This is a genomic window from Micromonospora sp. RHAY321, assembly GCF_023896955.1.
Lineage (GTDB): Bacteria > Actinomycetota > Actinomycetes > Mycobacteriales > Micromonosporaceae > Micromonospora.
In genome coordinates this window covers 524058-548348 of the sequence record NZ_JAMHIW010000002.1, presented here as the reverse complement: position 1 = coordinate 548348, position 24291 = coordinate 524058, and the positions used below count along the sequence as shown (strand labels likewise).

Annotated in this window: 25 protein-coding genes and 1 pseudogene; 16 read left to right on the top strand and 10 right to left on the bottom strand. The window is 69.6% G+C overall.

The window, feature by feature from the left end; all coding sequences use genetic code 11:
• Positions 1–17 precede the first annotated feature (17 nt).
• The 7 genes from M8C17_RS06860 (at position 18) to M8C17_RS06830 (ending at position 9252) form a co-directional block, all read left to right on the top strand.
• Complete coding sequence (locus M8C17_RS06860; protein ID WP_252415542.1) at positions 18–1346, top strand: Gfo/Idh/MocA family protein; 1329 nt, start codon at positions 18–20, stop codon at positions 1344–1346.
• Positions 1347–1371: 25 nt separating this feature from the next.
• Positions 1372–2805, top strand: a complete 1434-nt coding sequence (uxaC, locus tag M8C17_RS06855) for a glucuronate isomerase (protein ID WP_252415541.1) — start codon at positions 1372–1374, stop codon at positions 2803–2805.
• A complete protein-coding gene (locus M8C17_RS06850) occupies positions 2802–4106 on the top strand; it encodes an enolase C-terminal domain-like protein (protein WP_252415540.1) in 1305 nt (434 codons plus the stop codon). Before uxaC ends, M8C17_RS06850 begins: the two co-directional genes overlap by 4 nt.
• Positions 4097–5590, top strand: coding sequence for a mannitol dehydrogenase family protein (locus M8C17_RS06845; protein ID WP_252415539.1), 1494 nt, complete (start codon positions 4097–4099; stop codon positions 5588–5590). The genes M8C17_RS06850 and M8C17_RS06845 overlap by 10 nt, the downstream gene beginning before the upstream one ends.
• A gap of 25 nt (positions 5591–5615) precedes the next feature.
• Positions 5616–6794 carry a Gfo/Idh/MocA family protein gene (locus tag M8C17_RS06840; RefSeq protein WP_252415538.1) on the top strand — a complete coding sequence of 393 codons (1179 nt, stop codon included), beginning with the start codon at positions 5616–5618 and terminating at the stop codon, positions 6792–6794.
• A gap of 213 nt (positions 6795–7007) precedes the next feature.
• Positions 7008–8366 carry a polysaccharide lyase family 1 protein gene (locus M8C17_RS06835; RefSeq protein WP_252415537.1) on the top strand — a complete coding sequence of 453 codons (1359 nt, stop codon included), beginning with the start codon at positions 7008–7010 and terminating at the stop codon, positions 8364–8366.
• Positions 8367–8523: 157 nt separating this feature from the next.
• The gene (locus M8C17_RS06830) at positions 8524–9252 is read left to right on the top strand and encodes an HD domain-containing protein (RefSeq protein ID WP_252415536.1); all 729 of its coding nucleotides are present in this window, start codon (positions 8524–8526) and stop codon (positions 9250–9252) included.
• Between the two features lie 164 nt (positions 9253–9416).
• On the opposite strand, the gene M8C17_RS06825 is transcribed toward M8C17_RS06830, so the two are convergent.
• Entirely contained in the window at positions 9417–9782 is a 366-nt protein-coding gene (locus tag M8C17_RS06825; protein WP_252415535.1) for a barstar family protein, read from the bottom strand.
• A gap of 66 nt (positions 9783–9848) precedes the next feature.
• Positions 9849–10298, bottom strand: a complete 450-nt coding sequence (locus M8C17_RS06820; protein ID WP_252415534.1) for a ribonuclease domain-containing protein — start codon at positions 10296–10298, stop codon at positions 9849–9851.
• Between the two features lie 325 nt (positions 10299–10623).
• Here M8C17_RS06820 and M8C17_RS06815 point away from each other — a divergent pair, with 325 nt between their 5' ends.
• Positions 10624–11370, top strand: a complete 747-nt coding sequence (locus tag M8C17_RS06815; protein WP_252415533.1) for a hypothetical protein — start codon at positions 10624–10626, stop codon at positions 11368–11370.
• A gap of 96 nt (positions 11371–11466) precedes the next feature.
• Here M8C17_RS06815 and M8C17_RS06810 read toward each other — a convergent pair whose 3' ends face one another.
• From M8C17_RS06810 to M8C17_RS06800, 3 genes are all read right to left on the bottom strand, one after another.
• Positions 11467–12111, bottom strand: coding sequence for a hypothetical protein (locus M8C17_RS06810; RefSeq protein WP_252415532.1), 645 nt, complete (start codon positions 12109–12111; stop codon positions 11467–11469).
• 98 nt (positions 12112–12209) lie between these two features.
• Positions 12210–12902, bottom strand: coding sequence for a Crp/Fnr family transcriptional regulator (locus tag M8C17_RS06805; RefSeq protein WP_252415531.1), 693 nt, complete (start codon positions 12900–12902; stop codon positions 12210–12212).
• 74 nt (positions 12903–12976) lie between these two features.
• Positions 12977–13501 (bottom strand): hypothetical protein, encoded by a 525-nt coding sequence (locus M8C17_RS06800; protein WP_252415530.1) that lies wholly within the window; start codon positions 13499–13501, stop codon positions 12977–12979.
• Positions 13502–13681: 180 nt separating this feature from the next.
• On the opposite strand from M8C17_RS06800, the gene M8C17_RS06795 reads away from it, so the two are divergent.
• The 8 genes from M8C17_RS06795 (at position 13682) to M8C17_RS06760 (ending at position 21142) form a co-directional block, all read left to right on the top strand.
• Positions 13682–14503: a hypothetical protein gene (locus tag M8C17_RS06795; RefSeq protein ID WP_252415529.1), complete on the top strand. Its 822-nt coding sequence runs from the start codon at positions 13682–13684 to the stop codon at positions 14501–14503.
• Entirely contained in the window at positions 14500–16689 is a 2190-nt protein-coding gene (locus M8C17_RS06790; RefSeq protein WP_252415528.1) for a hypothetical protein, read from the top strand. The genes M8C17_RS06795 and M8C17_RS06790 overlap by 4 nt, the downstream gene beginning before the upstream one ends.
• Before the next feature lies 1 nt (position 16690).
• The gene (locus M8C17_RS06785) at positions 16691–17560 is read left to right on the top strand and encodes a hypothetical protein (protein WP_252415527.1); all 870 of its coding nucleotides are present in this window, start codon (positions 16691–16693) and stop codon (positions 17558–17560) included.
• Between the two features lie 147 nt (positions 17561–17707).
• Positions 17708–18685 (top strand): protein NO VEIN domain-containing protein, encoded by a 978-nt coding sequence (locus M8C17_RS06780; protein ID WP_252415526.1) that lies wholly within the window; start codon positions 17708–17710, stop codon positions 18683–18685.
• 96 nt (positions 18686–18781) lie between these two features.
• On the top strand, positions 18782–19012 hold the full coding sequence (locus tag M8C17_RS06775) for a hypothetical protein (RefSeq protein WP_252415525.1): 231 nt from the start codon (positions 18782–18784) through the stop codon (positions 19010–19012).
• Positions 19012–19599, top strand: a complete 588-nt coding sequence (locus M8C17_RS06770; protein ID WP_252415524.1) for a hypothetical protein — start codon at positions 19012–19014, stop codon at positions 19597–19599. The genes M8C17_RS06775 and M8C17_RS06770 overlap by 1 nt, the downstream gene beginning before the upstream one ends.
• Positions 19600–19604: 5 nt before the next feature.
• Positions 19605–20330 carry a uracil-DNA glycosylase gene (locus M8C17_RS06765; RefSeq protein ID WP_252415523.1) on the top strand — a complete coding sequence of 242 codons (726 nt, stop codon included), beginning with the start codon at positions 19605–19607 and terminating at the stop codon, positions 20328–20330.
• A gap of 239 nt (positions 20331–20569) precedes the next feature.
• Positions 20570–21142 carry a DUF4352 domain-containing protein gene (locus M8C17_RS06760; RefSeq protein ID WP_252415522.1) on the top strand — a complete coding sequence of 191 codons (573 nt, stop codon included), beginning with the start codon at positions 20570–20572 and terminating at the stop codon, positions 21140–21142.
• Between the two features lie 104 nt (positions 21143–21246).
• Here the strand turns inward: M8C17_RS06760 and M8C17_RS06755 are convergent, their stop codons facing one another.
• The 5 genes and pseudogenes from M8C17_RS06755 to M8C17_RS06740 form a co-directional block, all read right to left on the bottom strand.
• Positions 21247–21723, bottom strand: a complete 477-nt coding sequence (locus M8C17_RS06755) for a hypothetical protein (protein ID WP_252415521.1) — start codon at positions 21721–21723, stop codon at positions 21247–21249.
• 256 nt (positions 21724–21979) lie between these two features.
• Positions 21980–22327: pseudogene (locus M8C17_RS32275) on the bottom strand (nuclease-related domain-containing protein); the annotation flags it as partial.
• 111 nt (positions 22328–22438) lie between these two features.
• A complete protein-coding gene (locus M8C17_RS06750; protein ID WP_252415520.1) occupies positions 22439–23203 on the bottom strand; it encodes a hypothetical protein in 765 nt (254 codons plus the stop codon).
• Positions 23204–23355: 152 nt separating this feature from the next.
• On the bottom strand, positions 23356–23922 hold the full coding sequence (locus tag M8C17_RS06745; RefSeq protein ID WP_252415519.1) for a hypothetical protein: 567 nt from the start codon (positions 23920–23922) through the stop codon (positions 23356–23358).
• A gap of 179 nt (positions 23923–24101) precedes the next feature.
• The gene (locus tag M8C17_RS06740; protein ID WP_252415518.1) at positions 24102–24263 is read right to left on the bottom strand and encodes a hypothetical protein; all 162 of its coding nucleotides are present in this window, start codon (positions 24261–24263) and stop codon (positions 24102–24104) included.
• Between the last annotated feature and the right edge of the window lie 28 nt (positions 24264–24291).

Sequence of the window (24291 nt, the reverse complement as noted above, 5' to 3'; positions counted from 1 at the left end):
CGGGGGGAGGCGACCCAATGTCACCGAGAGCCGACGGCCGGGTCCGGTACGCCGTCGTGGGCACCGGCGCGCGGGCGGAGATGTTCGTCCGGGCCCTGGTGCTCGACCACGCCGACTCCACCGAGCTGGTCGCCTTCGCCGACGTCAACCAGGCCCGGATGGACGCGCACAACCGCTGGCTGACCGAGCTGGGGCACCGCCCGGTGCCCACGTACCCGGCCGGCGAATTCCTGGCCATGCTGGACAAGGAGCGGGTCGACGTCGTCCTGGTGACCAGCGTGGACGTCACCCACGACGAGTACGTGGTGGCCGCCCTGCGCGCCGGCCGCGAGGTCGTCACCGAGAAGCCGATGACCGTGGATGCTCCGCGCTGCCGGCGGATCCTGGACGCGGTGACGGAGACCGGCGGCCGGGTGACGGTCGCCTTCAACTACCGCTACAACCCGCTGCACGAGCAGGTCCGCAAGCTGCTCGCCGACGGCGCGGTCGGTGAGATCGGCTCGGTGCACTTCGAGTGGCTGCTCGACGTGCGACACGGAGCCGACTACTTCCGCCGCTGGCACCGGGACAAGGCCACCTCCGGCGGCCTGATGGTGCACAAGGCCAGCCACCACTTCGACCTGGTCAACTGGTGGCTGGCCGCCACCCCCGTCGAGGTGTACGCGGCCGGGCGGCTGTTCTTCTACGGCGAGGACGGCCGCCGGCACGGCTACGCCCGCGACTACGACCGGGCGTACGGCTTCCCCGCCGCCGCCGACGACCCGTTCGCGCTGCGGCTGGACGCCCATCCCCGGCTGCGCGAGCTGTACCTCGACGCCGAGGCCGAGGACGGCTACCAGCGCGACCGCAACGTGTTCGCCCCCGGGGTGAGCATCGAGGACGACATGGCGGTCCTCGCCCGCTACTCCACCGGCGCCACCATGACCTACCACCTCACCGCGTACTCCCCCTGGGAGGGCTACCGGGTGATGGTCAACGGCAGCCGGGGCCGGCTGGAGTTGGAGGTCACCGAGAACGACTTCGTCGACCGGGGCACCGCCGGCGCGGTCAAGGGCGCCGCGCTGCACGGCGCCGAGGCACCCGCCGAGGGCGGCGGCGCGACGCTCACCCTCCGCCCGTTCTGGGCCCCACCCCGGCAGATCCCGGTCGAGGGCCGCACCCGGCAGGGGCACGGCGGCGCGGACGCCCGGATGACCGGGGTGCTCTTCGGTGGTCACCCCGACCCGCTGGACCGCGCCGCCACCGCCGACGACGGCGCCCTGGCCCTGCTCACCGGCCTGGCCGCCAACCGCTCCTTCGAGACCGGTCAACCGGTCCGGGTCGCCGACCTGCTCACCCCCCGCTGACACAGGAGACGAGGAGCCCATCCCCGTGCCGACGTTCAACCACACCGACCTGCTCCTGCCACCCGAGCCCGGCCAGCGCGCGCTGGCCCGGGAGCTGTACGCCCTCGCGGCGGAGCAACCCATCATCTCGCCGCACGGGCACGTCGACCCGGCCCTGCTCGCCGAGGACCAGCCGTTCCCGGACCCGGCGCAGCTGCTCATCGTGCCCGACCACTACCTGACCCGGATGCTGCTCAGCCAGGGCGTACCCCCTGCGGACCTGGGCGTGCCCACCCGCGACGGCAGCCCGGTGGAGACCGACGGCCGGGTGATCTGGCGGCGTTTCGCCGCGCACTGGCACCTGTTCCGCGGCACCCCGTCGCGGCTCTGGCTGGAGCAGACCTTCCGCACCGTGTTCGGGGTGCACACCCCGCTGAGCCCGGCCACCGCCGACGCCCTCTACGACGAGCTGGCCGCCCGGCTCGCCGAGCCGGACTTCCGGCCCCGGGCGCTGTTCGAGCGGTTCGGCATCGAGGTCCTCGCCACCACCGAGTCTCCCCTGGACGACCTCGATCAGCACGCCAAGCTCGCCGCCGACGGCTGGGGAGGGCCCGGCGGGCGGGTGGTCACCACCTTCCGCCCCGACGACGTGGTGGACATGGAGTTCGAGGGCTGGTCGACCAACGTGGACCGTCTCGGCGAGCTGGCCGGCGCGGACACCGGCACGTACACCGGCTACCTGGCCGCGCTGCGGACCCGCCGGGAGGCGTTCATCGCCGCCGGCGCGACATCCTCCGACCACGGTCACCCCACCGCCCGCACGCTGGACCTCGCCCCGCAGGAGGCCGCGCGGCTGTACGACCGGGGCCGGCGCGGCGAGGCCGACGCGGCCGACGCGGAGGCCTTCCGGGCGCACATGCTGGTGGAGTTCGCCCGGATGTCCCTCGACGACGGCCTGGTCATGCAGCTGCACCCCGGCGCGGTGCGCAACCACAACCGCTGGCTGCACGCCCGGCACGGCCGGGACGTCGGCGGCGACGTCCCCCAGGCCACCGAGTACGTGCACGCGCTCGCCCCGCTGCTGGAGCGCTACGGCAACGACCCCAGGCTGCGGGTGGTGCTCTACACCCTCGACGAGGACACCTTCACCCGGGAGCTGGCGCCGCTGGCCGGCGGCTACGCCGCGCTGCTGCTCGGGGCGCCCTGGTGGTTCCTGGACTCCCCCGAGGTGCTGCGCCGGTTCCGCGAGACGGTCACCGAGACCGCCGGGTTCTACAACACCACCGGGTTCGTCGACGACACCCGGGCGTTCTGTTCCATCCCGGTCCGGCACGACGTGGCGCGGAGGGTGGACGCCGGCTTCCTGGCGCGGCTGGTCGCCGAGCACCGGCTGCCGATGGACGAGGCCGCCGAGACCATCGTCGACCTCGCGTACCGGCTGCCCAAGCGGGTCTTCAACTTCGGAGGGCGTGACCAGTGAGCGTGACCATCACCTCCGTCGAGGTGCACGACGTGCGGTTCCCGACCGCCGCCCGGGGCGACGGCTCCGACGCGATCAACCGGGGCGACTACTCGGCGACGTACGTGGAGCTGGGCACCGACGCCGGGCCGACCGGCGCCGGGTTCACCTTCACCAACGGCCGGGGCAACGAGATCACCTGTGCGGCGGTGCGGGCGCTGGCCCACCACGTGCGGGGACGCACGGTCGAGGAGATCGCCGCCGAGCCGGTGGCGTTCTGGCGCTCGCTCAGCGCCGACGTGCAGCTGCGCTGGCTGGGCCCGGAGAAGGGCGTCATCCACATGGCGACCGGCGCCCTGGTCAACGCGGTGTGGGACCTGCGGGCGACCCTGGCAGGCAAGCCGATGTGGCGGTTCCTCACCGAAATGCCCACCGACGAACTCGTCGCCAGCGTCGACTTCCGGCACATCACCGACGCGCTCACCCCCGACGAGGCGGCCGCCATCCTCGACAAGGGATTGATCGGAGGGGATGGCAGGCTCGCGGATCTCAAGGAGATCGGCTTCCCTTCGTACACCACCTCGGTCGGCTGGCTCGGCTACCCCGACGACAAGGTGCGGGCGCTGACCCGGCAGGCGTACGACGACGGGTGGAGGGCGGTGAAGATGAAGGTCGGCGGCCCCCTCGCTGACGACCTGCGCCGGGCCCGGATCATCCGGGCCGAGATCGGCCCGGACGCGCTGCTCATGATGGACGCCAACCAGGTCTGGGACGTCGACGAGGCGATCACGGCGATGACGGCGCTGGCCGAGGTGGACCCGTACTGGATCGAGGAGCCCACGCACGCCGACGACATCCTCGGGCACGCCCGGATCGCCCGAGCGGTCACCGAGCTGACCGACGGCCGGTGCCGGGTGGCCACCGGTGAGGTGGCCGCCAACCGGGTGATCTTCAAGCAGCTGCTCCAGGCCGAGGCGATCGGCGTGATGCAGATCGACGCGTGCCGGGTGGGCGGCGTCAACGAGGTCCTCGCGGAGCTGCTGCTGGCCGCGAAGTTCGGGGTGCCGGTCTGCCCGCACGCCGGCGGCGTCGGCCTCTGCGAGTACGTCCAGCACCTCGCGATCTTCGACTACCTGCGCGTCGGCACCGGCCTGGACGGGCGGATGGTCGAGTACGTCGACCACCTGCACGAACACTTCGTCGACCCGGTACGCACACGGAGTGGCCGCTACCTGCTGCCCGAGCGGCCCGGCTACAGCGCCACCATGAAGCCCACGTCGATCGCCGAGTTCCGCTTCCCGGACGGCCCGGCGTGGCGGTGACCGTCGGCGCCTCCCGGCTCGGCCTGGGCATGCTGCGCCGGCTGCCCGCCGAGGCCCGACCGCTGGTGCGGCCGGGCACCGTGCCGACCGGTGTCGTGCACCTCGGGCTCGGTGCGTTCCACCGGGCGCACCAGGCCGTCTACACCGAAGCGGCGATCGGCGCGGCGGGCGGCGACTGGGGCATCGTGGCGGTCGCCCCCCGCAGCACCGCACTGGTCGAGGCGCTCACCGCGCAGGACAACCTGTTCAGCGTCAGCACCCTCTCCGCCACCGGCAGCGCCACCCGGGTGGTGGGCGCGCTGAGCGGGGTCCGGCACGCGCCCAGCGACCCGGACGCCGTGGTGGCGCTGCTCGCCGACCCCGCAGTGCGGGTGGTGACCCTGACCGTCACCGAGAAGGCGTACCAGCTCGACCCGGTGACCGGCCGGTTGCGCCCCGACCCGGCGCTCGCCGCCGACCTGGCCGGCGGACGGCCTCCGATCACCGTGCCGGGGCTGCTGCTGCGCGGGCTCGCCGCCCGGGCCGCCGCCGACGCCGGACCGGTGGCGCTGGTCAGCTGCGACAACCTGCCGGCCAACGGCCTGCGGCTACGCGGCCTGGTCGACCAGGCGGTCGGTCGGGCCGCCGGGGTTCCCGCCGGGCTGGTCGACTGGGTGGCCGGCAACGTCACCTGCCCGGGCACCATGGTGGACCGGATCGTGCCGGCCAGCACCGGGGAGACGATCGAGGCGGCGCGCCGGGCGCTGGGCGTGACCGACCTGGCCGCGGTGGCCGCCGAGCCGTACGCGCAGTGGGTAATCGAGGACGATTTCCCCGGCGGCCGGCCGGGCTGGGAGCACGCCGGGGCGGTTCTCACCGACGACGCGGGGCCGTGGGAGCGGTTGAAGCTGCGCACCCTCAACGGCGTGCACTCGGCCGTGGCGTACCTGGGCGCGCTGGCCGGGCGGGAGACGATCGCCGACGCGCTGGAGATCCCGCACCTGGCCGCCGTGCTGCGCCGGCTGATCGCCGAGGACGTGGCGGCCAGCTTCACCCCGCCGGACGGGGTCCGGGTGGTCGACTACGGCGAGCAGGTCCTCGCCCGGTTCGGCAACCCGGCGATCCACCACCGCACCCTGCAGGTGGCGTTGGACGGCTCGCAGAAGCTGCCGCAGCGGATCCTGCACACCATCGCCGACCTGCGCGCGTCCGGCCGGTCCGCGCGCTGGGGAGCGCTGGTGGTGGCCGCCTGGTTGCGCTTCGCGCTGGGCCAGGCCGACGACGGACGGGCACTGCCGTTCCAGGACCCGCTCGCCGGGCCGATCCGGGCCGCGCTGGATGCCGGCACGCGAACCCCGGCGGGCGTGGTCGACGCGGTCTTCGCACTGCGCGAGGTCGTCCCGGCCGAGGTGGCCGAGGACGACGAGGTACGCACCGACGTGACCGCCTGGCTGGCCGCGCTGGAGCGCCACGGCGTCGAGGCGACACTGGCCGGTGCCCGGTGAACGGGCCGACGCTGGCCGGTGCCCGGTGAACGGGCGTACGCCGCCGACGCGGATCGCCGTGATCGGGGCGAACGGGCACGGCCGCTGGCACCGGCGGGTGATCGCGCCACTGCACGCCGACGGCCGGCTGCGGCTGGTCGCCCTGGTCGACGTCCGACCGGTGGAGGACGACCAGGCGGCGCCGGTGCCGCCGGGGGTCGGGGTGTTCACCGACCACCGGGCGATGCTCGCCGCCGCACGGCCGGAGGTGGTGGTGATCTGCACCCCGCCGCACACGCACCTGCCGATCGCCCGGGACGCCCTCGCGGCCGGCGCGGACCTGCTGCTGGAGAAGCCGCCGGTGCTGTCGCTGGCCGAGCACGAGGAGCTGACCGGGGCGCTGGCGGCCACCGGCCGGGTGGCCCAGGTCGGCTTCCAGGCGCTCGGTTCGGCGGCGCTGACCGCGTTGACCGACGCGCTGGCCGCCGGCCGGTTGGGAACGGTCACCGGCATCGCCACCGTCGCCGCGTGGCAACGACCGGACGCCTACTACGCCCGGTCCCCCTGGGCCGGTCGGCGAACCCTGGACGGCCGGCCGGTGCTGGACGGCGCGCTGGCCAACCCGCTCGCGCACGCCGTGATGCAGTGCCTCGCGGTCGCCGAGGCGCTCGCCGGGGCGCCGCCCTGGCCGGTGGCGATCGACGTGGAGCGCTACCGGGTCCGGCCCATCGAGGTGGAGGACACCGCGGTGCTGCGGGTCCGGTTCCGGGCCGGCCCGCCGGTGCTGGCCGCCGTCACCCTGGCCGCCGAGGAGTTCGTGGCGGGCGAGGTGCTGGTGACGGGCACGGCGGGGCGGGCGGTGCTGGAGTATCCGACCGACCGGCTGCGGCTGCCCGGCGACGTGGTGACCCGCCGGGTACCGGGGCGGCGGGGCCTGCTGGAGAACCTGCTGGCGCACCGGGCCGACCCGGCCGGCGTGCCGCTGATCGCCCCGCTGGCCCGTACCGCGCCGTTCACCGCCCTGCTGGACGCGCTGCGGGCCGCACCGGAGCCCCGGCTGCTCGACGGCGACCTGGTCGCCGCGGTGGGCGACGGCGGGGAGCGGGTACGGCACCTGCGGGGCGTCGTCGAGCTGCTGCGCCGGGCGGCCGATCGGGGGGCGCTGCCGAGCGAGCTGGCGGTGCCGTGGGCGACCCCGGCGTACCACGCCGAGCTGGCGGAATAGGGGGCGACGGCAACCGGAGTGCAAACACCGCCCGGACTCCTGCGGGCCTCATCGGACAGATCCCCGGATACTCGACCGGCGACGGTCGGGGCAATGCCGGTCGAGCCCGACAACTGCAACATTCCTGCACACAATGCATATTGACTCTCATAAAACTGCGAACCTACCGTTCCTGGTGACTGCCGAACCACCACCAGCGAATGGGAAGAATCGATGCGCAGAATCCTCACCGGCGCTACGGTCATCGCCCTCCTGCTCGGTGCCGCTCCGGCCGGCGCCGCCCCCCGCCCCGACCCGGCGGCCGACAGCGACCGGCTCTCCTGGTCGGCCCGCCACCTCGGCCGGCAGGTGCTGCCCGAGCGGGACGGCTGGGCGGCCGAGGGCGCCGGAACCACCGGCGGCTCGACGGCCACCCCCGAGCGGACCCGGGTGGTCCGCACCCGGGCCGAGCTGGTCGCCGCGCTGGGCGGCGACAACGCCGGCAACGCGACCGACACCACCCCGAAGCTGATCTACGTGGACGGCACCGTCGACGGCTTCGAGGGACCGGACGGCACGACGCTGAGCTGCGCCGACCTGGCTGACCCGCAGTACCGGCTGGACGCCTACCTGGCCGCGTACGACCGGGCGGTGTGGGGTCGCGTGGCGCCGACCGGGCCGCTGGAGGAGGCCCGGGTGCGCTCGGTGGCCAACCAGACCCGACAGACCCAGATCAACGTCGGCCCCAACACGACCATCATCGGGCTGCGCGGCGCCCGGCTGACCGGCCTCACCCTCATGATCGACCGGGCGTCGAACGTCATCGTCCGTAACCTGACCTTCGTCGACGCCCGGGACTGCTTCCCCGCCTGGTCCCCCACCGACGGCGAGGCCGGCAACTGGAACAGCCAGTACGACCAGATCTCGGTACGCCGCAGCGACCACGTCTGGGTCGACCACAACACCTTCACCGACGGCGACAACCCCGACAGCGCCCAACCCACCCACTTCGGACGGCCGTACCAGGTGCACGACGGCTCGCTGGACGTCACGCACACCGCCAGCCTGGTCACCGCCTCCTGGAACCGCTTCACCGGGCGCGACAAGCTGATGCTGATCGGCTCGTCCAACACCGTCGGCCCGGACGTGGGTCGGTTGAAGGTCACGCTGCACCACAACCTCTTCGACAGCGTGCTGCAACGGCTGCCCCGGGTGCGCTTCGGCCAGGTCGACGTCTACAACAACCACTACCGGCTCGGCGGCGGCGACTTCCAGTACGCCCTCGGCGTCGGCGTGCAGTCCGCGCTGTACGCGCAGAACAACTTCTTCACCCTCGACGCGACGGTCGAGCCGGCCGACCTGCTCTACGACTGGGGTGGCACCGCGCTCACCGAGCGGGGCACCTGGGTCCGTCAGGACGGCGGGCCGGCGCGCCCGGTCGACCTGCTGGCGGCGTACAACGCGGCGCACGATCCCGACCTGGGCGCCGACGCGGGCTGGACGCCCACCCTGCGCCACGGCCCGGTCCTCCCGGCGCCGCTGGTCCCCCTCCTGGTCGGGCCGCTCGCCGGCGCGGACCGGCTGCCCGTCTGACCGGTTTGCAGCAGCGCGGACCAAGCCGCCGGGCCGAACCGGGCAGGGCCGCACCACCGGCCGGGCCGACGCCGCGCGGGCGTCGGCCCGGTTCCGTGCGGTCGGGTCGGTGACGCACGGGGCGATCCACACGGTGAAGATCGGCTATAAGTGACGCATGGACTTCCCGCCGCACCTGGGCAGCATGCCGATGCACGCGATCACCGAGATCCACGGCGAGCCGGGCCTGCTGGAACGCTTCCGGTTGGAGGTCCAGCAGTTCGACGACGACGCCCGGGCCCGGCTGACCGCCGCGCTCGACCTGGCCGCCGACCTGCACCGCGACGACCGGCGGGTCCGCGAGCCGTACCTCAACCACCTGCTGCGGGTGGCCATCCGGCTGATGCACCACTACCAGGTGCGCGACGTGGACGTCATCGTCGCCGGGCTGCTGCACGACGCCGTCGAGGACCACCCGGTCGAGCTGGCCGACGGCGACGTGGGCGGCGACCCGACCGACGCCGCGCTGGCCGCGCTCGCCAGCCGGTTCGGGTCGCGGGTGGCCACGCTGGTCGCCGCCGTCACCAACCCGGTGTACGACCCGCAGCGCGACCGGAACGCGCAGTACTTCGAGCACCTGGCGGTCAGCCTGGGCCGGGAGCCCTGGGCCCGGGTGATCAAGGTGTCCGACTTCACCGACAACGGCGTCGGGGTGATCCACACGGTCGGGCCGAAGGTCGTCTCGTCGGCCCGGAAGTACCGGCCTTTGGTGCCGCTCTTCCGCGACCTCATCGCCCGCCCCGACACGCCGCTCTCGCCGGCGGTGAAGCGACACATCTTCGGTCAGCTCGACCTGGCCGAGGAGCGGTTCAGCGCGATCCTGGACCAGCCGGCCCAGCGGAACTGACCGTCGGTCGCCCGGGTGACGGCCGACGGAGGCGGACATGCGCTGCTCGCGGCGGGGTGGCGCGGCCGTGTTGCTGAAGAGCGCGATACCTCAGAGTCATATTGATACCTCAGAGTCATCACGCTCGTCCGGACATCTGCGCCGGTGCCGTCACCCCTCGGCACTCAGGAGGGCGAGGCTTCGTGCAGGACGACGCGGAGGGGGTGCGGAGCGGTGCCGGCGAGGTCGCCGAGCACCGTGAGCAGCAGGGCGTACTGGCCGGCCGGCTCGTCGGCGAGGAGTTGGCCCGCGTCGGTGACCAGCAGGGTGAGCGGGCCGGCGTCCAGGCGGTCCCGAAGCACGTCGGCGAGGGCGTCCCAGGTCGTTCCCAGGTGGGCCGGCAGCGCCAGCGCGTCGGCCAACGTGGCGAACAGCGCGGGCCGGGTCCGGCTCGCCGCGCCGGCCAGCACCGACGCGCCGGGCACCTCCGGTGCGGCGTCCCGGCACACGGTCAGCCAGTCGGGCAACCGACCACCGTCCTGGTCGACCATCACGTGCCTCCTGTCCTGGTCGGCTCGCGGCGGGGCCGACCGGTGCCCCGGCCGGCCCCGGAACCGTCAGAGCCGGTAGAAGTCGGTGTAGTGGTTGGGCGAGAACCAGGTGACCCCCGTGCTGCGGTTCACCACGATCCGGTACGCGTCCCGGGCGGCGCCCTGGGTGCGGGGGTAGACGTCGTACTCGTAGTAGGTGGCGTTGGTGGGCAGTTGACCCTCGTAGTTGTAGAACCGGCCACCGGCGAAGTTGGACAGCCCACCACTCCAGGAATACCAGCCGCGGCTGGTCGGGAAGCCCTTGGCGGACCACCCGGAGCGGGCGGTGCGGGCATCCGCGCAGCGGCTGATGGTGCAGGAGCTGTAGACCGCCGCCGAGGCGGAGTCGGTCAGCGTGGGTGCGACCACGGACGGGCCGACCAGCGCGGCGGCGACCATGGCGAGGAGCAGGGCGAGGGTGGTGGTACGCCGGCGGATCGCGCCGAGCGTGGCCAGCGGGGACACGAGGGTGGACACAGGCTGCCTCCAGACCATCCGGTTCATCGATCCGCGTCAGTATCGGATCGGTCCCAGTCTCACCGTTGCCGATCGGCCGCAACAGCCCTCGCCGCGCCAACTGCTCCACAATGATCGGTGAACCCCGGATGATCCGCTCCCCCGCCGACCCTGCGGCCGGGAGTCGCGACGGCGTGGCGGCGGGCATATCGGTCACGGGTTGTTAGCGTGAAATGCGGATCCGTGACCATGGAGGGGTGCCATGACGGACGCCCCCGATGGGAGGCCGAGGCCTGCGGACCGGTGGCGGCACCGCGGCATCCGCGGGTTGACCATCACCCGCGACGTGAGTGTGCGCAGCTGGCGGTGGTGGGCACGCACCTGGGACCGACTCGTCGCGTCACTCCAGGACGAGGCGCCCGTGGGGTTGGGCGCCGCACCGTCGCCGTCCGGCCCCCTCGTCGAGCAGCGCGACGCGCCCCGGCTGATCGCGGTTCCCGCCCGGGGGTACGTGTACTCGTTCCACATCCGCGCCACGTTCGCCTGGTCCTCGCCGGCGAGCCTCCGCTCGGAGGTGTTGAGCTGGTACGTGGACTACTTCCAGCCGAACGCGATCCAGCGGCTGACCCGGATCGCCGCCGACGCCGCCCGGGACCTGCCCCCGCACCGGGCCGCCGACTTGGAGCTGGCGTTGCAGCGGGCTCTCGCCGACGAACCCACGTGGACCTACGAGCGGGGCGACATCGTCATCACCTGCCAACCCGACGCCACCGTCCGGCTCGACGAGCGGATCATGCCGACGTACCGACCGCACGTCGACCGGCTGATGAAACTGGAGTACCAGTTCGACGAGCAGCTCCGAAAGGCCCGCTACGCCCAGGAGTTGAGCCGCCGGTGGGCGGCGATCCTCAACGAACACGTCGACACCGGGGACCAGGATCTGGCGGACGCCCGCGAGCACATGCTCACCGCGCAGAAGGAAGCAGCCCGCTGGATCACCGAACTCCTGCACTCGCACCCTCGTGCCCCCACCGACCCGCCGTCCCCCATCCCACCCCAGCAGAGCCGCCCCAGCCCAGCCCCGCCACACTGAGTCCACATCGACTAGGCGGGACGCCAGCTCGCACCAGGCCTCAATGCTGCTACCCGCCTTGCGGATGGTCGTATGGTGTCCTGCGGCGTCTCTTGATCAGACGGCGGGAAGGAACGTCACGCGGGTGGGTTCGGCGAGCACCGCCTGGGCCGCCGGAACATCCGCCAATCGGGCGGCCAGGGTAGCGACGGCGAGGCGCTCCGGCAGGGCGGCACTGAACATGAGGCCGGCAATCGCCTTGTCGGTGACGTCTGGCAGGCAGATGCGATCGACCGCATCTGCCATTGCCGCCCGTACCGTCCGACTATCCAGGTCCGCCCGCAGCCGGATCGACGCGTCGTCATATCGTTGCGTCGGGTCGGCGAGCTCGCTGAGCGTGGCAATCAACGTGGCACTGGCCCGGAAGCCGGCCCAGGTCCACCACCGCACCTCACCGTCATCTTCCCTGGCGACCAGAACGCTCTCCCAAGCCAACGTGTGCCGGACGTCTGCGTCGGCCAACCGCGCGAGGCCCGCCTCCCGATCGATGTGGTGCCCCCGGGAGTTCGGCCGCTCACTTGCGAGCATGCGAACGGCGACGGCATGGATCTCCTTGAGAACCTGTGCGAATTCGACGTAGGCGTCGAGCCTTCGATCGTCCCAACGCACGGTCTGATTCCGCTTCCACCTTGTCCGATCGGCGACGGAGGTGGCCACAATCGTGCCGATGGGGCCGACCAGTACGCCGAGCAGCGCGGGCAACTGTGCGATGACGCTCCCATGTGGCCGAGCCTCCCACTTGCTAGCAAGGCCGTGTCGGGGGAGCACGGCAGGTTCGCCAGACCCTGCCGTGATACCCATCACAGCGAGTTGTCGAGATCCGCGACGGCACGCAACCCGTCGCTGTCCCGGACGACGATCTCGCGGTAACCCGTGGCGATGATGCCGGCCGCACGCAGATTGCCGAGCGCCTTCTGCAGGCTGATTTCGGCCGCGCCGCAGAGCGTGGCCAGTTCGCCCTGCGTGAGTCGGACGTTGATGACGAGGCCGCGGGGGTCGCGCCGGCCGTAGGCGGTGGCGATTTCCCACAGCACCCGCGCCAGGCGGACCTTGACCGGGTACGAGGCGAAGTCGACGCGTCGACGGTTCGCCCAACGCAGGCGGTCCGCGACGATGCCGGCGACCTCCATGGCGGCATCCGGGTTGCCGCGCAGGAAAGCACGGAACTCGTTCCGGTGGATGATCCGAACAATCGACGGCCGACAGGTGGTGACCGTTGCGGTCCTCGGTGTGCCGTTCAGCGCGGAGATCTCGCCGACGATGTCGCCCGACATGCGGATCGCCAGGAGAGCCTGTCGCCCGTCAGCCATGGCGACGGTGACCTTGGCGAGTGCGTCGTCCAGCACGACGACGTGCGACTCGAGAACGCCCTCCCGCAGCACGACCTGCGACTCTCTCACCGAACGCCGGACCGCGGCCGCCAGCAGCCGGTCCCGAGCGGTCCTTTCGAGGCGACCGAGGAAGGTGCCGGGCAGCCAGCTCGGGTCATCCACGTACCACCTCCAGCTCCGCTCTGAGATCATCATTCACTTTCGGCTCTGATACCGCTACCCGATGTTGTCGCGTGTCAGGACATCGCCGGCAGCCCGAGGTTCATGACGATCACCAAGCCGCTGGCCGACGTCATCGCCACCACCAGCCATGGCATGCTCCGGCGTATCCGTAGATGCTTGGCCATCGCGATACGGGCCAGTGCGGCGACGAAGTCCCACGCCTCGTCCCGGTGCCGTCGGGTCGACGCAACCGGCGGGCGGCCCTTGCCTCGTACGAGGTTCGGAAAGCCGAAGCGGTTGGCCCCGCTGGCACCCTCGAGACGAGGTCGAAGCGCCAGAACAAGCTGCCACGTAGCCGACGCCACTCCGATGACGAAGGAAGTCGCCAGGAGGGTCGCAAGGGAGAGGGTGACCACTCCGCCGCCGCCCACCGCGAGCGGCAGAGCTCTGTCCACGACTGCGGTGGTCACCGCCCCCTCGATGGTGAGCAGTGCGGCGGCTTTGGTGTCCGCGTGCCTGATCGAGGCCTGGAGCGAGGCCGCCGTCGTCAGACCGACCAGGAGATCGCGCCAAGGATCAAGGTCGGGTTGCGTGCTCATTCGCCGGGTTCTTCCCATGCTTCGAGTCAAGGCCGGGACCACCACGGGCAGGGAGTCGAAGTACGGGTTGTCGCCTACCGGACGGTGAGCGACAACCCGTACTTCTATGGAATTTCCAGCGCACCCGGCCGGTAGAGATGACCCTGACCGGCTCACCGTTGTCACTGAAGGGTGGAGTGCATGCCTGAATTCGCAGATCCGGACCGGCGGGTGCTCATCGCCGTCGACATGGAGAGCTACAGCGGACGGGACAACGTTCTGCAGTACCGGGCCCAGCTCGCGTTTCAAAAGATCATGAAAGACGCCTGCGAGGAGCTGGGCTTCGATCGTGCCAACTGGCTGATCCAACAGGGAGGTGACGGCGAACTCGCGATCCTGCCCCCGGGGACGAGCGAACGGGCCATCGTGACCCGGCTGACGCCCACGATCGACCGGCTGCTGCGGGAACACAACCGTGGGCTGAGCCCCGAAGCACGGATCCGGCTGCGAATCGGCGTGCATGAGGGGCCGGTCCACCTGGACGGCGCCAACGGCTACCCCGGCGACGCCGTGGTGACTGTTTGCCGGCTGGTTGATTCGCCGCAACTCAAGGCTGCCTTGCGTCGGTTCCGCGGCGCGGAGGTCGCGCTGATCGTCTCGGACCGCATATACGAGGACATCGTCCGGCATTATCGGGATCTGCGGCCGGAGCAGTTTCTCCGCGTGACTGCCCGCCTGCCGGACAAGGACTTCGAAGCTGTCGCTTGGATCTACGTTCCTGGTGAGAACGTCGCAGGCAGTGCCACGGCGGCAGATGGCCCCGAGGCCGGGGATCCCAGTGACGGCCGTGCTCGTGAACGCAGTGATGACAGGCGCCCGACCTTTCCGGAGCCCAGCCCGCCCGCTGGCGGCCAGGTCTTTCAGCACATCACCTCCCACGGCCCTACCGCCTACGGCAACGGCAACGTCATCTCCACGGCAGGCCTCCGCGAGGCCGCGGACCAGTCCGGGACGCAGCGATGAGCGACGTGAACGTGCCTTCCGACGATCCTCAGGCACCTGCCGTCGAGTCGGACGGCACTCCCGAGCAGACGGAGGCACCTGAGTCCGAACCCGCGCCTGCGTCTCCTGTGTCGCAGCAGTTCCAAGTCCGTTCCTCAGGCGATGAGCCGGAAGAGGAGATTGCTCCGGACTCGCTGCGAGTGGATCAGCGAGTTGGTGAGGAGTTGTACGGCGCGCAGTTCGCGGGAACCAGCTACTCCCATGTGAGCGCACATGGCGCGACGGCGTTCGGAAACAACAACACCATCCACCATGTGAGCTATGAGGGCCAGCCGTCGGCCAAGCCGATCATCAGGAAGCTCGCGGGGGTACCAGATCTTGTCGAGGTGTACGGCGCTGCGGAGGCGGACGATCGACTCGATGAGGTACTGGGGCACCGTCCCACGGCCTGTCTGACCGGTGCGCCGAACACCGGCCGGTTCAGCACCGCCTGCGCGGCACTGGCGCGGCGCCACGGGCAGGACCGGGTGGATGAGGTGTTGCTGCCGGCCGGAGTCAACCCGGAGGTTCTGCATCGCGATCCCGACTGCATCGCGGAGAACCACGGGTACGTCCTCCGCTTGCCCGGCAATGGGCATGTACAGGCGTTGCGCCAACTTTCCGAGGCGTTCCGGCGGCGCTCGGCGAGCCTGCTGCTGATCAGGGACGCCGATCCACGCGACGCCGTGCGGCACAGTGCCGAGGTGCCACACCGGGCTCCCGCGCCACGCATGGTGTTCCGTCGCCACGTGGCGAACCGACTGCGGAAGTCCAGGAAGCTGAACCGAGCGGACAGCCAGCAACATGCCGATCGATATCTCCAACACGATCCGCTCTGCGCGGCACTGGATGCGACCTACGGTCCTCGGGAGGTCGTCGCGATTGCCGACTCGGTGGCGAGCCATCATCCGGCCGACGAGGCCGTGTTGTCGGAGATCCTCAAGATCTCCCAGCCGCGGCGACGCCAGCGGGCGGCCGAAATCCTGCACTCGAAGCCCACAGAGGGTGGTCGGCGTCCGCGGCGGGCGGACCAGCACGAGCGCGCCTTTCGCCTCGCCTACGCGGTCTGCTGCTGGCAGCCGTTGCACTATGTCTTCGAGTCAGCGGGCCTGCTGCTGGAGCAGATAGACGGTGAGGCCAAGCGGCCGGACTGGGGCCGGCTGGCACTGCAACACCCCGTATCGGAACTGCTCGGGAAGCTCGACGTGGACTGGCAGAAGGGCCAGGAGAGGAACCGGGCACGGGGTGGGGTGAGCCGATCGGCCTGGCTTCACGACGGTGGCATGCGCGGTGCCATCATCGATGTGGCCTGGCACGAGTTCGACAGCACCCGACCAGCGCTGCTGAAATGGCTCGCTGCCTTGGTGTCCCAAAACGACGAGCCGGTGCGCCGAGCGGCGGCCGAGGCCGCAGGACTGCTCGCCCACCACGACTTCGACCGGGTCTGCCAGGACCTCATCGACGACTGGGCGGCGGCCCCACGCCAACGGACACGTCAGGCTGCGGCATGGGCGCTGGTCACGGCTGATCTGGGCGGCCAGGTTGACCACCTCGTACGCGAGAAGGTGCGCGAGTGGGCCCACGGCCGACTCAACTACCAGCGGGACACCGCTGCACGGATCTATGCGAGCGGGCTGCAGCAGCCTGATCTGAGCTGGAGTCTCGCGGATCTACGCCGCATCGCCGAAGATCGCATGCAGCAGGACATGTACGCGGTTGCCGAGGCAATCAACCAGTTGTACACGCCCGATCGTGCCGACCGAATTCTGGGCGAGTTGGCGCGGTGGACGGAGGACAGGCAGCTCCAACGGCACGCCGCGAACGCCCTGCTCGCCCTGGCCTGGAAGACGTCAGGTGAAACGACGACTGGCGTTCCGGAGCTGATGAGAAGGCTCGCGGCCAACGACATCGACAGCAACTCTCTCGCCCGCGTCTGGCGGGTCGCGCTCCTTGCTCCTGACATGTCTTGGCGCGGTTCGCGCGCCCTCGGCCAGTGGCTGCACCACGCGGATCTCGACGAGAGCCTGCGCAAGTCGACCGGTGAGCTGCTGAGCGACCTGGCCAGCAGTCCCGCAGTCCATCGACGAATGCGTTTCCATCTCACGCGGCTGCCCGACTTTCGCGCTGGCCTGCCCGAATGGATCGAGTCAGCAATGAGGGGACGATGACATGGCAGACATTTCGACCGGCGGCGGATCCGATCCTGGGCTGTGGCGACGTTTTGGGCACTGGTTGCTGACACTCTGGCGGCGGTTGATCGCCGCCCTTCAAGGACCGCAGCCCGCTCCGGCACCGGCTCCACCACCGCCGCCAACGCCTCCCCCACCGCCCGGCCGGCTGACCGAACGGCGTGATGCCCAGGCGCCGATCGTCGTCCCGGCGCGGGGCTACGTCTTCAACTTCACGGTCCGGGCGGCCTTCGTGTGGTCGTCCGACGGGCTACCGCGCGAGATGCTGAGCGGCTCGGCGCAGTACTTCCTGCCGTACGCCGTTCGCGCGCTGACCCGCCTGGCGGCCGCGCGCGCTCGCAACTTCCCGGCACACCGGGCCCGGGAGTTCGAGGTGGAGTTCCAGCGGGCGCTCGCCGACATGGGAACGTGGCGTTATGAACGGGGTGGCGTGCAGGTCACGTGTCAGCCGCACGTCTGGGTGCAGCTCGACGAGCGGGTCAAGCAGGCGGTACGCCCGTACTGGGAGCAGTTGATCAAACTCGACTGCGAGTACGACGTGGACGTGAAGCGAGCGCAGTACGCCGAGCGACTCAGCCGGCAGTGGCTGTCGATTCTGGAGAAGTTGGTGGACAGCCCGGTCGCCGGCGGCGCGGCGCGGATGACCAACGAGAATCTTGCCTCTGTCGTGCAGGACCTCATTGCCGAGCAGAAGGCCACCGCTCAGCGCTTGGAGGATCTACTCGAGGAGAGGATGCGCAATGGTGACATTTTCGAGCAGGCCACCTCCTTCGACCTCTTGGCCGAGCGGCTGCGGGGCCAGCCCCGGAGCACCTCCACCGCTACGAACGGCAGCGGTCGCGACGAGTAAGAGGACGAAGCGCCGCACAGAGCGACGGTGCCCCATCGGCAACCCGTCGCTCTGCTGTAATGGTCTTGGAAGCCAGGCATCCTCGGCCGGTTCGGTGATGAAGCCCGCCGGCGGCCTCAGGAAACTGGGTCGATGAGAGCCGGAGACGTGACATACAGCGAGGCCATCGAGGCGACTCGGCACCGGGGCCGCGACACGAAGCGCCTGGTGACGGTGGAGAACCTTGGCGCCTGGATGCTGAAGTGCAATCCGGAGGTCTGGGATCTGGCAGCCTTCGTGGCCGACGGCGGAGAGACGATCGATCGGTGGTCGGTCGTCCCGAGCTACCGCACGGCACTCATGGCGGAAGGGCAGCAGGTTCTGTTCTGGGTGACCGGGCAGGGCCGCGCCTACCCTGAACCTGGACTATGGGGATGGGGACGCGTCCTTGGGCCGGCTGGTTACGTCGACACCTCAGATGAGGATCAAGGGTACTGGAGCGACGACAACCAGCGACGCCAGTCGAAACACTTCGTCCCCGTTGACATCCAACTCTTCGAAGAGCCGATTCACCGCGCGACGCTGAAGGGCAGCCGCCGACTGGCTGCCCTGGAAGTCTTCCGGCAACCCCAGATGGGCAACCCTCTGGCAGTCACCAAGGCTGAACTCGCCGTGCTGGGCAAGCTCCTTCCTCCGCAACCGGAGAAGATCACTGTCACGGCCTCCGGCGCAGGCTTCGGCAACCCGACGACCAACGCGTTGGTGGAAGCAGCGGGAATGAAGACGGTCGCACAGCACTACAAGCGCGCCGGGTGGCGCGTGCAGGACGTCAGCAAGCAGAACAAGGGCTGGGATCTCACCTGCACGTCTTCTGATGAGGAGGTGCACCGGGTCGAGGTCAAAGGGGTCAGCGGTTTGGCCCCGAACGTGCTGCTGACCCGCAACGAGGAACGGTCGGCGCGGGAAGACCCAGGTTGGCGACTGGCGGTCGTCACCAAGGCGCTGGTCGAGCCGACCCTCCACTTTTTCGACGCGGACACCACCCTCGCGGCCGCCGCACCCTTCGTGTTCGAAGTCGACCTCCGTCAGTCAGGACCGGCCGCCCCCAGCCCCCGGCGGCCGAGACAAGATTTGCGACCTGCATAGCTGTCAAAGACCAGGTGGCCCTGGCGAGGGTGATCATCGGAGCACGGTCGTAGATCAGCAGGCCGCCAGCCCGGCCGCCCCCTGTTAGGGTGAGGAATGGACACCGGTCCATCGCTCACCGAGGACGAATTGGCGCTGTTCAGCGCCCTGCCCACTGACGGCTCCCCCGTCAGCAACCCTTCGCTCCGGCAATACCTGCACTGGAACCAGAACCGGTACTTCACGGCACGTGACGGGCTGGTCGACAAGGGGCTCGTGATCCGGGGCCCGGCCGAGGCGGGGTGGTGCGAAGAGCACGGCCTGACGTCCCCGGCGGCGGGCATCTGATGGCGGTCGTCGTCGAGGTCGGTACGCCCGACGCCGAGACGATCCAGGCGGCGATCACCAACGAGTTGAGCCTCTACGAACCCATGCGGGCCGTAATCGAACGCGACTGGTCCCAGGACCACCGACAGGACCTTCTCGCCGTGGAGATCACCGCGTTGGGCGGCAGTCGTCCGACCGGGATCTGGTCACGGCTGGACATCACGACCGTCGAGGTTCGTACCTTCGAATACGTGCCCGGTAAGCACCTGGACGTCAACACGTTCGAGATCAAGTCGCCGAACGCGGTCAATGTTCAGGCGGTCTACGAGGCGCTGGCACACCGCCGCGCGGCGACGAGGTCGTATGTGCTGTTCTACGTCCCGCCGGATCAGGCATCGGCGCTCAAGGATGACGTCGCTGACGTGGCGGCGGCTGCCCGGATGCATGGGATCGGAGTCGTGACGGCCGGCGATCCCTACGACTACGGGACCTGGGAGGAGTTGGAGGAAGCCCGGCGGGTCGAGCCGGACCCGGAACGGCTCAACGACTTCGTCGCCGAGCAGCTCACCGAGCACACCCGAAGCCTGATTTCGCGCCGCCTACGGTAGGGCTCGTGGCTTTCGTCATAGATTTGCCGGACGATCCGGTCATGGACCTGCCAGGTGCCGCTCGAGTCAACCGAAATCCCGACCTAGTCACGGCGAAGCTCGCCCGCCTCCACGAGCCGCACATCGCCCCGATTACGGATCTCGTGGAAGAACTACGCGCGGAGCGCGGCGACCAGAGCGTGCCGTACGTCGATCCGACCCTGGGCGGAGTGCACGCCCAGGTGCTGTTCCTCCTGGAGACTCCCGCCCGAGCCGCGGCGCTGGGCAGCAGCATGCTCTCCCCCGACAATGACGACTCGACGGCCGCTCACGTGTGGGAGTTCTACCGCGCGTCAGGGCTGAGACGGGATCGTTGCCTGCATTGGAACGCCGTGCCGTGGTTCATGGGCGACGAGAAGAAGAACAAGGGTGCCACCCGGTCCGACATCGAACCGGGGCTGCCCTGGCTGGCCCGGCTCATCGACCTGCTGCCCGCCCTGCGGCTGGTGGTGACGATGGGCGGCATCGCCCGTCAAGCCTTCGCGCTCTACCTGCTGCGTGAGGAGGCCAAGCTGGTTCCCTGGCTCGCGGTGGCCCACCCCAGTCCACGCGTCCGCAATACGAACTATCCGCTGTGGCAGGACATCGCCCGGGCTTTCGAGATTGCCGGAGCGGTAGTGGTGGATCGACCGGCCGTTCTGGTAGGCGATGCGGAATCCGAGGTGCTGCGCCAACGGCGCCCATCGCGATGACTCGACGAGCCGCTCAACACTGAGCCATTTTCATCCTGCGTAGCGATTCGCCAGGCTCGCCGTGGGCACACTGCTCTAACAGCCGAGCTTAAGATGCGATCACGTGCAACGGTGCATAAGTTGACGGTATGCATCGATCACCGTTGCTGCCCGCCATGGGCCTTGCGATCGTCGCTGTCATGGTCGGATGCACGTCCTCTCCGGCCCCGGACTCGACCGTCCCGGAAATGAGTCCATCCGTGGATCTCGAAGAGGCATGCTCCGACCCTAAGTTCACGCCGCCGAACCGGGATGAGCTCTGTGGGTCGGCGGAGGGAACTCCCCAGCTGCAGCGTGTCAAGGTTGGGCAGCCGTTCGAGTACACCCAGACCTTCAGCGACAACACTCCGCCTGTCCAATGGCTCATCATGGTGACGAAATTGGCCTGCGGCATCAGGTCGATCCCTCGCGCAGCTGCGAACCCGAAGTGGCAGGGAGAATCCGACGTCCCGGAGTACATCACTGCCACCCCTGAGGCTGGTAAGGAGTTCTGCCGCGTCGATGCGACGTTGACGAACATCGGCAAGACGCCGGGCTCGTCCATGGACTTCGCAGACGTGGTGATCGACAAGGGGCAGTTTGCGTCATCAAGCAGCGACGACGAGGTAACGAGCAACCTCAATAACCTGCTCAATGAGGACATGACCACAAACCCTGGGGACACCGTCAAGGCGGCCAGAGTCTGGACCGTTCCGAGCGGATCAGCTCCTGTCGCCGTACTGTTCCCGTTCGAGACAGTCTTCTCGGGACCGACCCACCGAATCGAGCTGTAATCTCCGGGCGGTCGCCTAGGAGGAGTCCAGGTGGTTCGGGGGCCAAGCAGCGCTGGTTCAGCCGGTCTCCTTCTTTGGAGAGGGCTAGGAGGATTGACTCTAGTTCAAGGCGTGCACTCTGGCCCCGGCTGCTGCTCGGTATCGTCGTCGGCGATAGACTCAAAAACACCCACTTCTACGACCTGTGCATCTACAAGCTGGTGCTTTGGCTTCGCCAGTTCCGAGCTGGACAGGTGATCCTTCAGCCTGTTGGACATGGGGAGGAAGGTCGCAGGAGTAGGCTCGCCCGACACGGCGGCCCCAATGAGGGGGATCGCCTTTGAAACAGTCCGCGCGAAAGTCTGCTTGGTTATCTGAACGCCAAGGTAGCTTGCGACTTTTTTCACTACTGGATAGATGACTGCCTTGGTGAGTGCCTTCTGCGGTAGCTTCTTGACAACTTGCTTGGAGATCTCACCCGAAATCTTCCCCACGGCAGCGTTGGCCGACTGGGTGCCGAACATCACGCCCACGAAGAGGATGAGCACCCCTTTGGTCGCGTCGTCGAGATCGTCGCTGTCGGCTGAAAAAGGTCCGGCCAACTATAGAGGTAGGCAAGCTTTTGTGCGATTCGGAGCATGTGGCCGAAGTATTGGGCCAGGTCGGCGGGGAAAGTGGCGGGCAGGAACAGCAAACCGGGTATCCCCGCAGCGGCAGAGAGAACTGCAGTAGCGAACTGATCGTCGGCAGCGAGCCGGACTGGTGGCCGGGTGCCGGCTCCGGGCCGAAGATGCCGTGCAGGTGGTGCTCGGAGAGGCCGACGTGCAGGCCAGGCTTCGACAGGAAGACCGCCGCCTGCACGAACGGGATCCTGACCGGCGGCCCCTTGCGCTGGGTCGCGGCGACCTGAAGCAGGGACTTGAGCTTCTTGGCCTTCATGTCCGCCAGGTGCAGCGGGTTGTCGAAGGTACGAGTGCCGCTCCCCGACGGTCCCTGCAGGATCCAGTTGGAGCCGCTGGAGATCATCCGGCCGTTCAGGCTCTTGATCTCGATCAGGTAGAGCCCACCCGGGGCGGCGACCAGCAGGTCAACCTCGTAAGGGTGTCCGGTCTGGGCGGTAAAGGTTAAAGTTCGACCAGGCGCGGTAGGGCTCGGTGTCGGGTAGCAGCGCCTGGACGTGCGCCAGCGCCTCCCGCTCGTGCGCAAACTGCGACGGCGTGATCGTCGTCCACCGGCCCTCCTGCATGGAAGAGATCCTAGGGCCAGGTGACCATGTGGCCGGCGCCCGGCGCTCTGCCATCGGTCAGCCCCATCGGGTCAGCGGCCAAGTTCGCGGTACGCCCGCGGCAGATCGTCCACGGCGAGCACCTGTACCGGGGCCCCGGCCCCCTTGCCCGTCACCAGGACCAGCGGGTAACCGCCGTCGGCGTCGTCCGGCCGGTGCAGCGCCGACTCGAGCGCGGCCACGGCGCTCGCGAGCGTGGCCGACGGGTCGAGTTGACTCGGCCGCACCGGACCGACCTCTGGGTGATCCGCGAGCTCCGACACCGCGGCGCTCAGGTCGAGCAGCACCATACCGTCGGCTTCAGCCTTGGCCTCCGCCCAGCGGCCGACCTGTTCCCGGGTCACGAGGAGCCAGCCGCGCTGCTCGTCCCGGTAGGGAAGTTGGGAGAAGTCGCCCCGGTGCATCGTCTGCAGCGCCTCTCGCAGTGGCGTGGTCGGCAGGCAGGTGCTGGCCTTGGTCGCAATGTCCGCGACCTTCCGCGGATGCCGCAGGCTGCCCAGGATCTTCTCAAGGCGCTCCACGATTTCTCTTGGCGGGGACGCGATCGGCCCCGAGTAGCCCTCGAACGACACGTGCGTGTAGGCGTTGCGGACGCTGCGGCAGCGGTCCAGGAACCGTTCCTGATCGGTGGTGAGCAGCTTCTGATCCCGGGCCCAGGTCAGCATGCTGAATGCGGTCTGCTGCTGCCCTGAGCCGCCTGCGGTCCGCTCCCTCCAACGATGCTTCAGTTCTGATTCGAGGGCCTTCCAGGCCGCGTCGAAGCGGTCGGCCATTGATTCCCTGTCGTGCTTCGCCATCAGCCGACCCCTTCATCCGCGCTGGTGGTCCGGGACCAGCCCGGTGGTGCAGCGGATGATCATAGGTCCATGATCAGCTCAGGTCGGAGCCGGTGCAGGTGGCGGACGCTCGGTGTCGCCGCGCCGGGAGGTCGCGACGCCGCCAACAGGTGTCAGTCGCAGTAGTCGCAGGCGCCGCTCACCGGAGTTTGGATGCCGCACCGTGGGCAGGTGGGGCGACGCGGTTGCGGAGCGCTCCGGCGTTGGCGTCGCACGGCCTCCTCGAGCCTCGGTGCGAGAGCTGGCTGGCCACCGTCCGCCGGAAGCCCTGACGCCTCGAAGTAGCGGTAGCAGGCCAGCCGGGCCGAGGCGGCGTGTCGCTCGCGTTCCATCTCGTCCTCGACCGGCGGCTGCCCGGCCACCTGCAACACTTCGGCGTATCCGACGCCGACCTTGCCGTCGTCCTTGTGGACGACCAGCGCCGTCAGCGGTGGATGACCTTGCTTGTGTGCGCGCCGGACCACCCGACCCAGGACCGCACCGATCCAGTTCTGCAGGAGCGCGGAGGTCCGAACGCCTGACCTGTCCTGCACCTCCTTGCCGACCTCACCGTAGGTGGTGACGGCCTGATACCGCCGCGCCACCTCCAGCAGGACGTCGTACGCGTGGGGTGCCCAGATGTCCCAGGCCTCCTCAGCACTGACCGCATCCCCGGGCTCTCGCCAATATCCCCGTCGCACGACTGACTTATCTTCTCCTAAGGCAAATTGCTGTCACCCGGCAGGGTAGAACCACCCTCCGACTCGGGCCGCCCCGTTGGTCACGCTGCTGTGCACGGTGCCAGATCATTGGCGACCGTCAGGACACTCACAGCCGAGAACGTCGCTGCCTTCGTAGTGACGGATCGTCTTCGGCCAGGTCAGTTGGCAGCCGTCTCCCGCTGGTCGGACGTCACGGCCGGCCGGTCCACCAGCGCCTGCCGCAACGCGGCGGACTGCTCCACCGATCCGCCCCGGACGCCGAGGCTGCGCCGGGCCGCACGGTAGTAGCCGTCGCGTGCCTCGTTGACGAGGGTGAGCATGGCGGGGATGTCCTGCGGTGGGTCGACG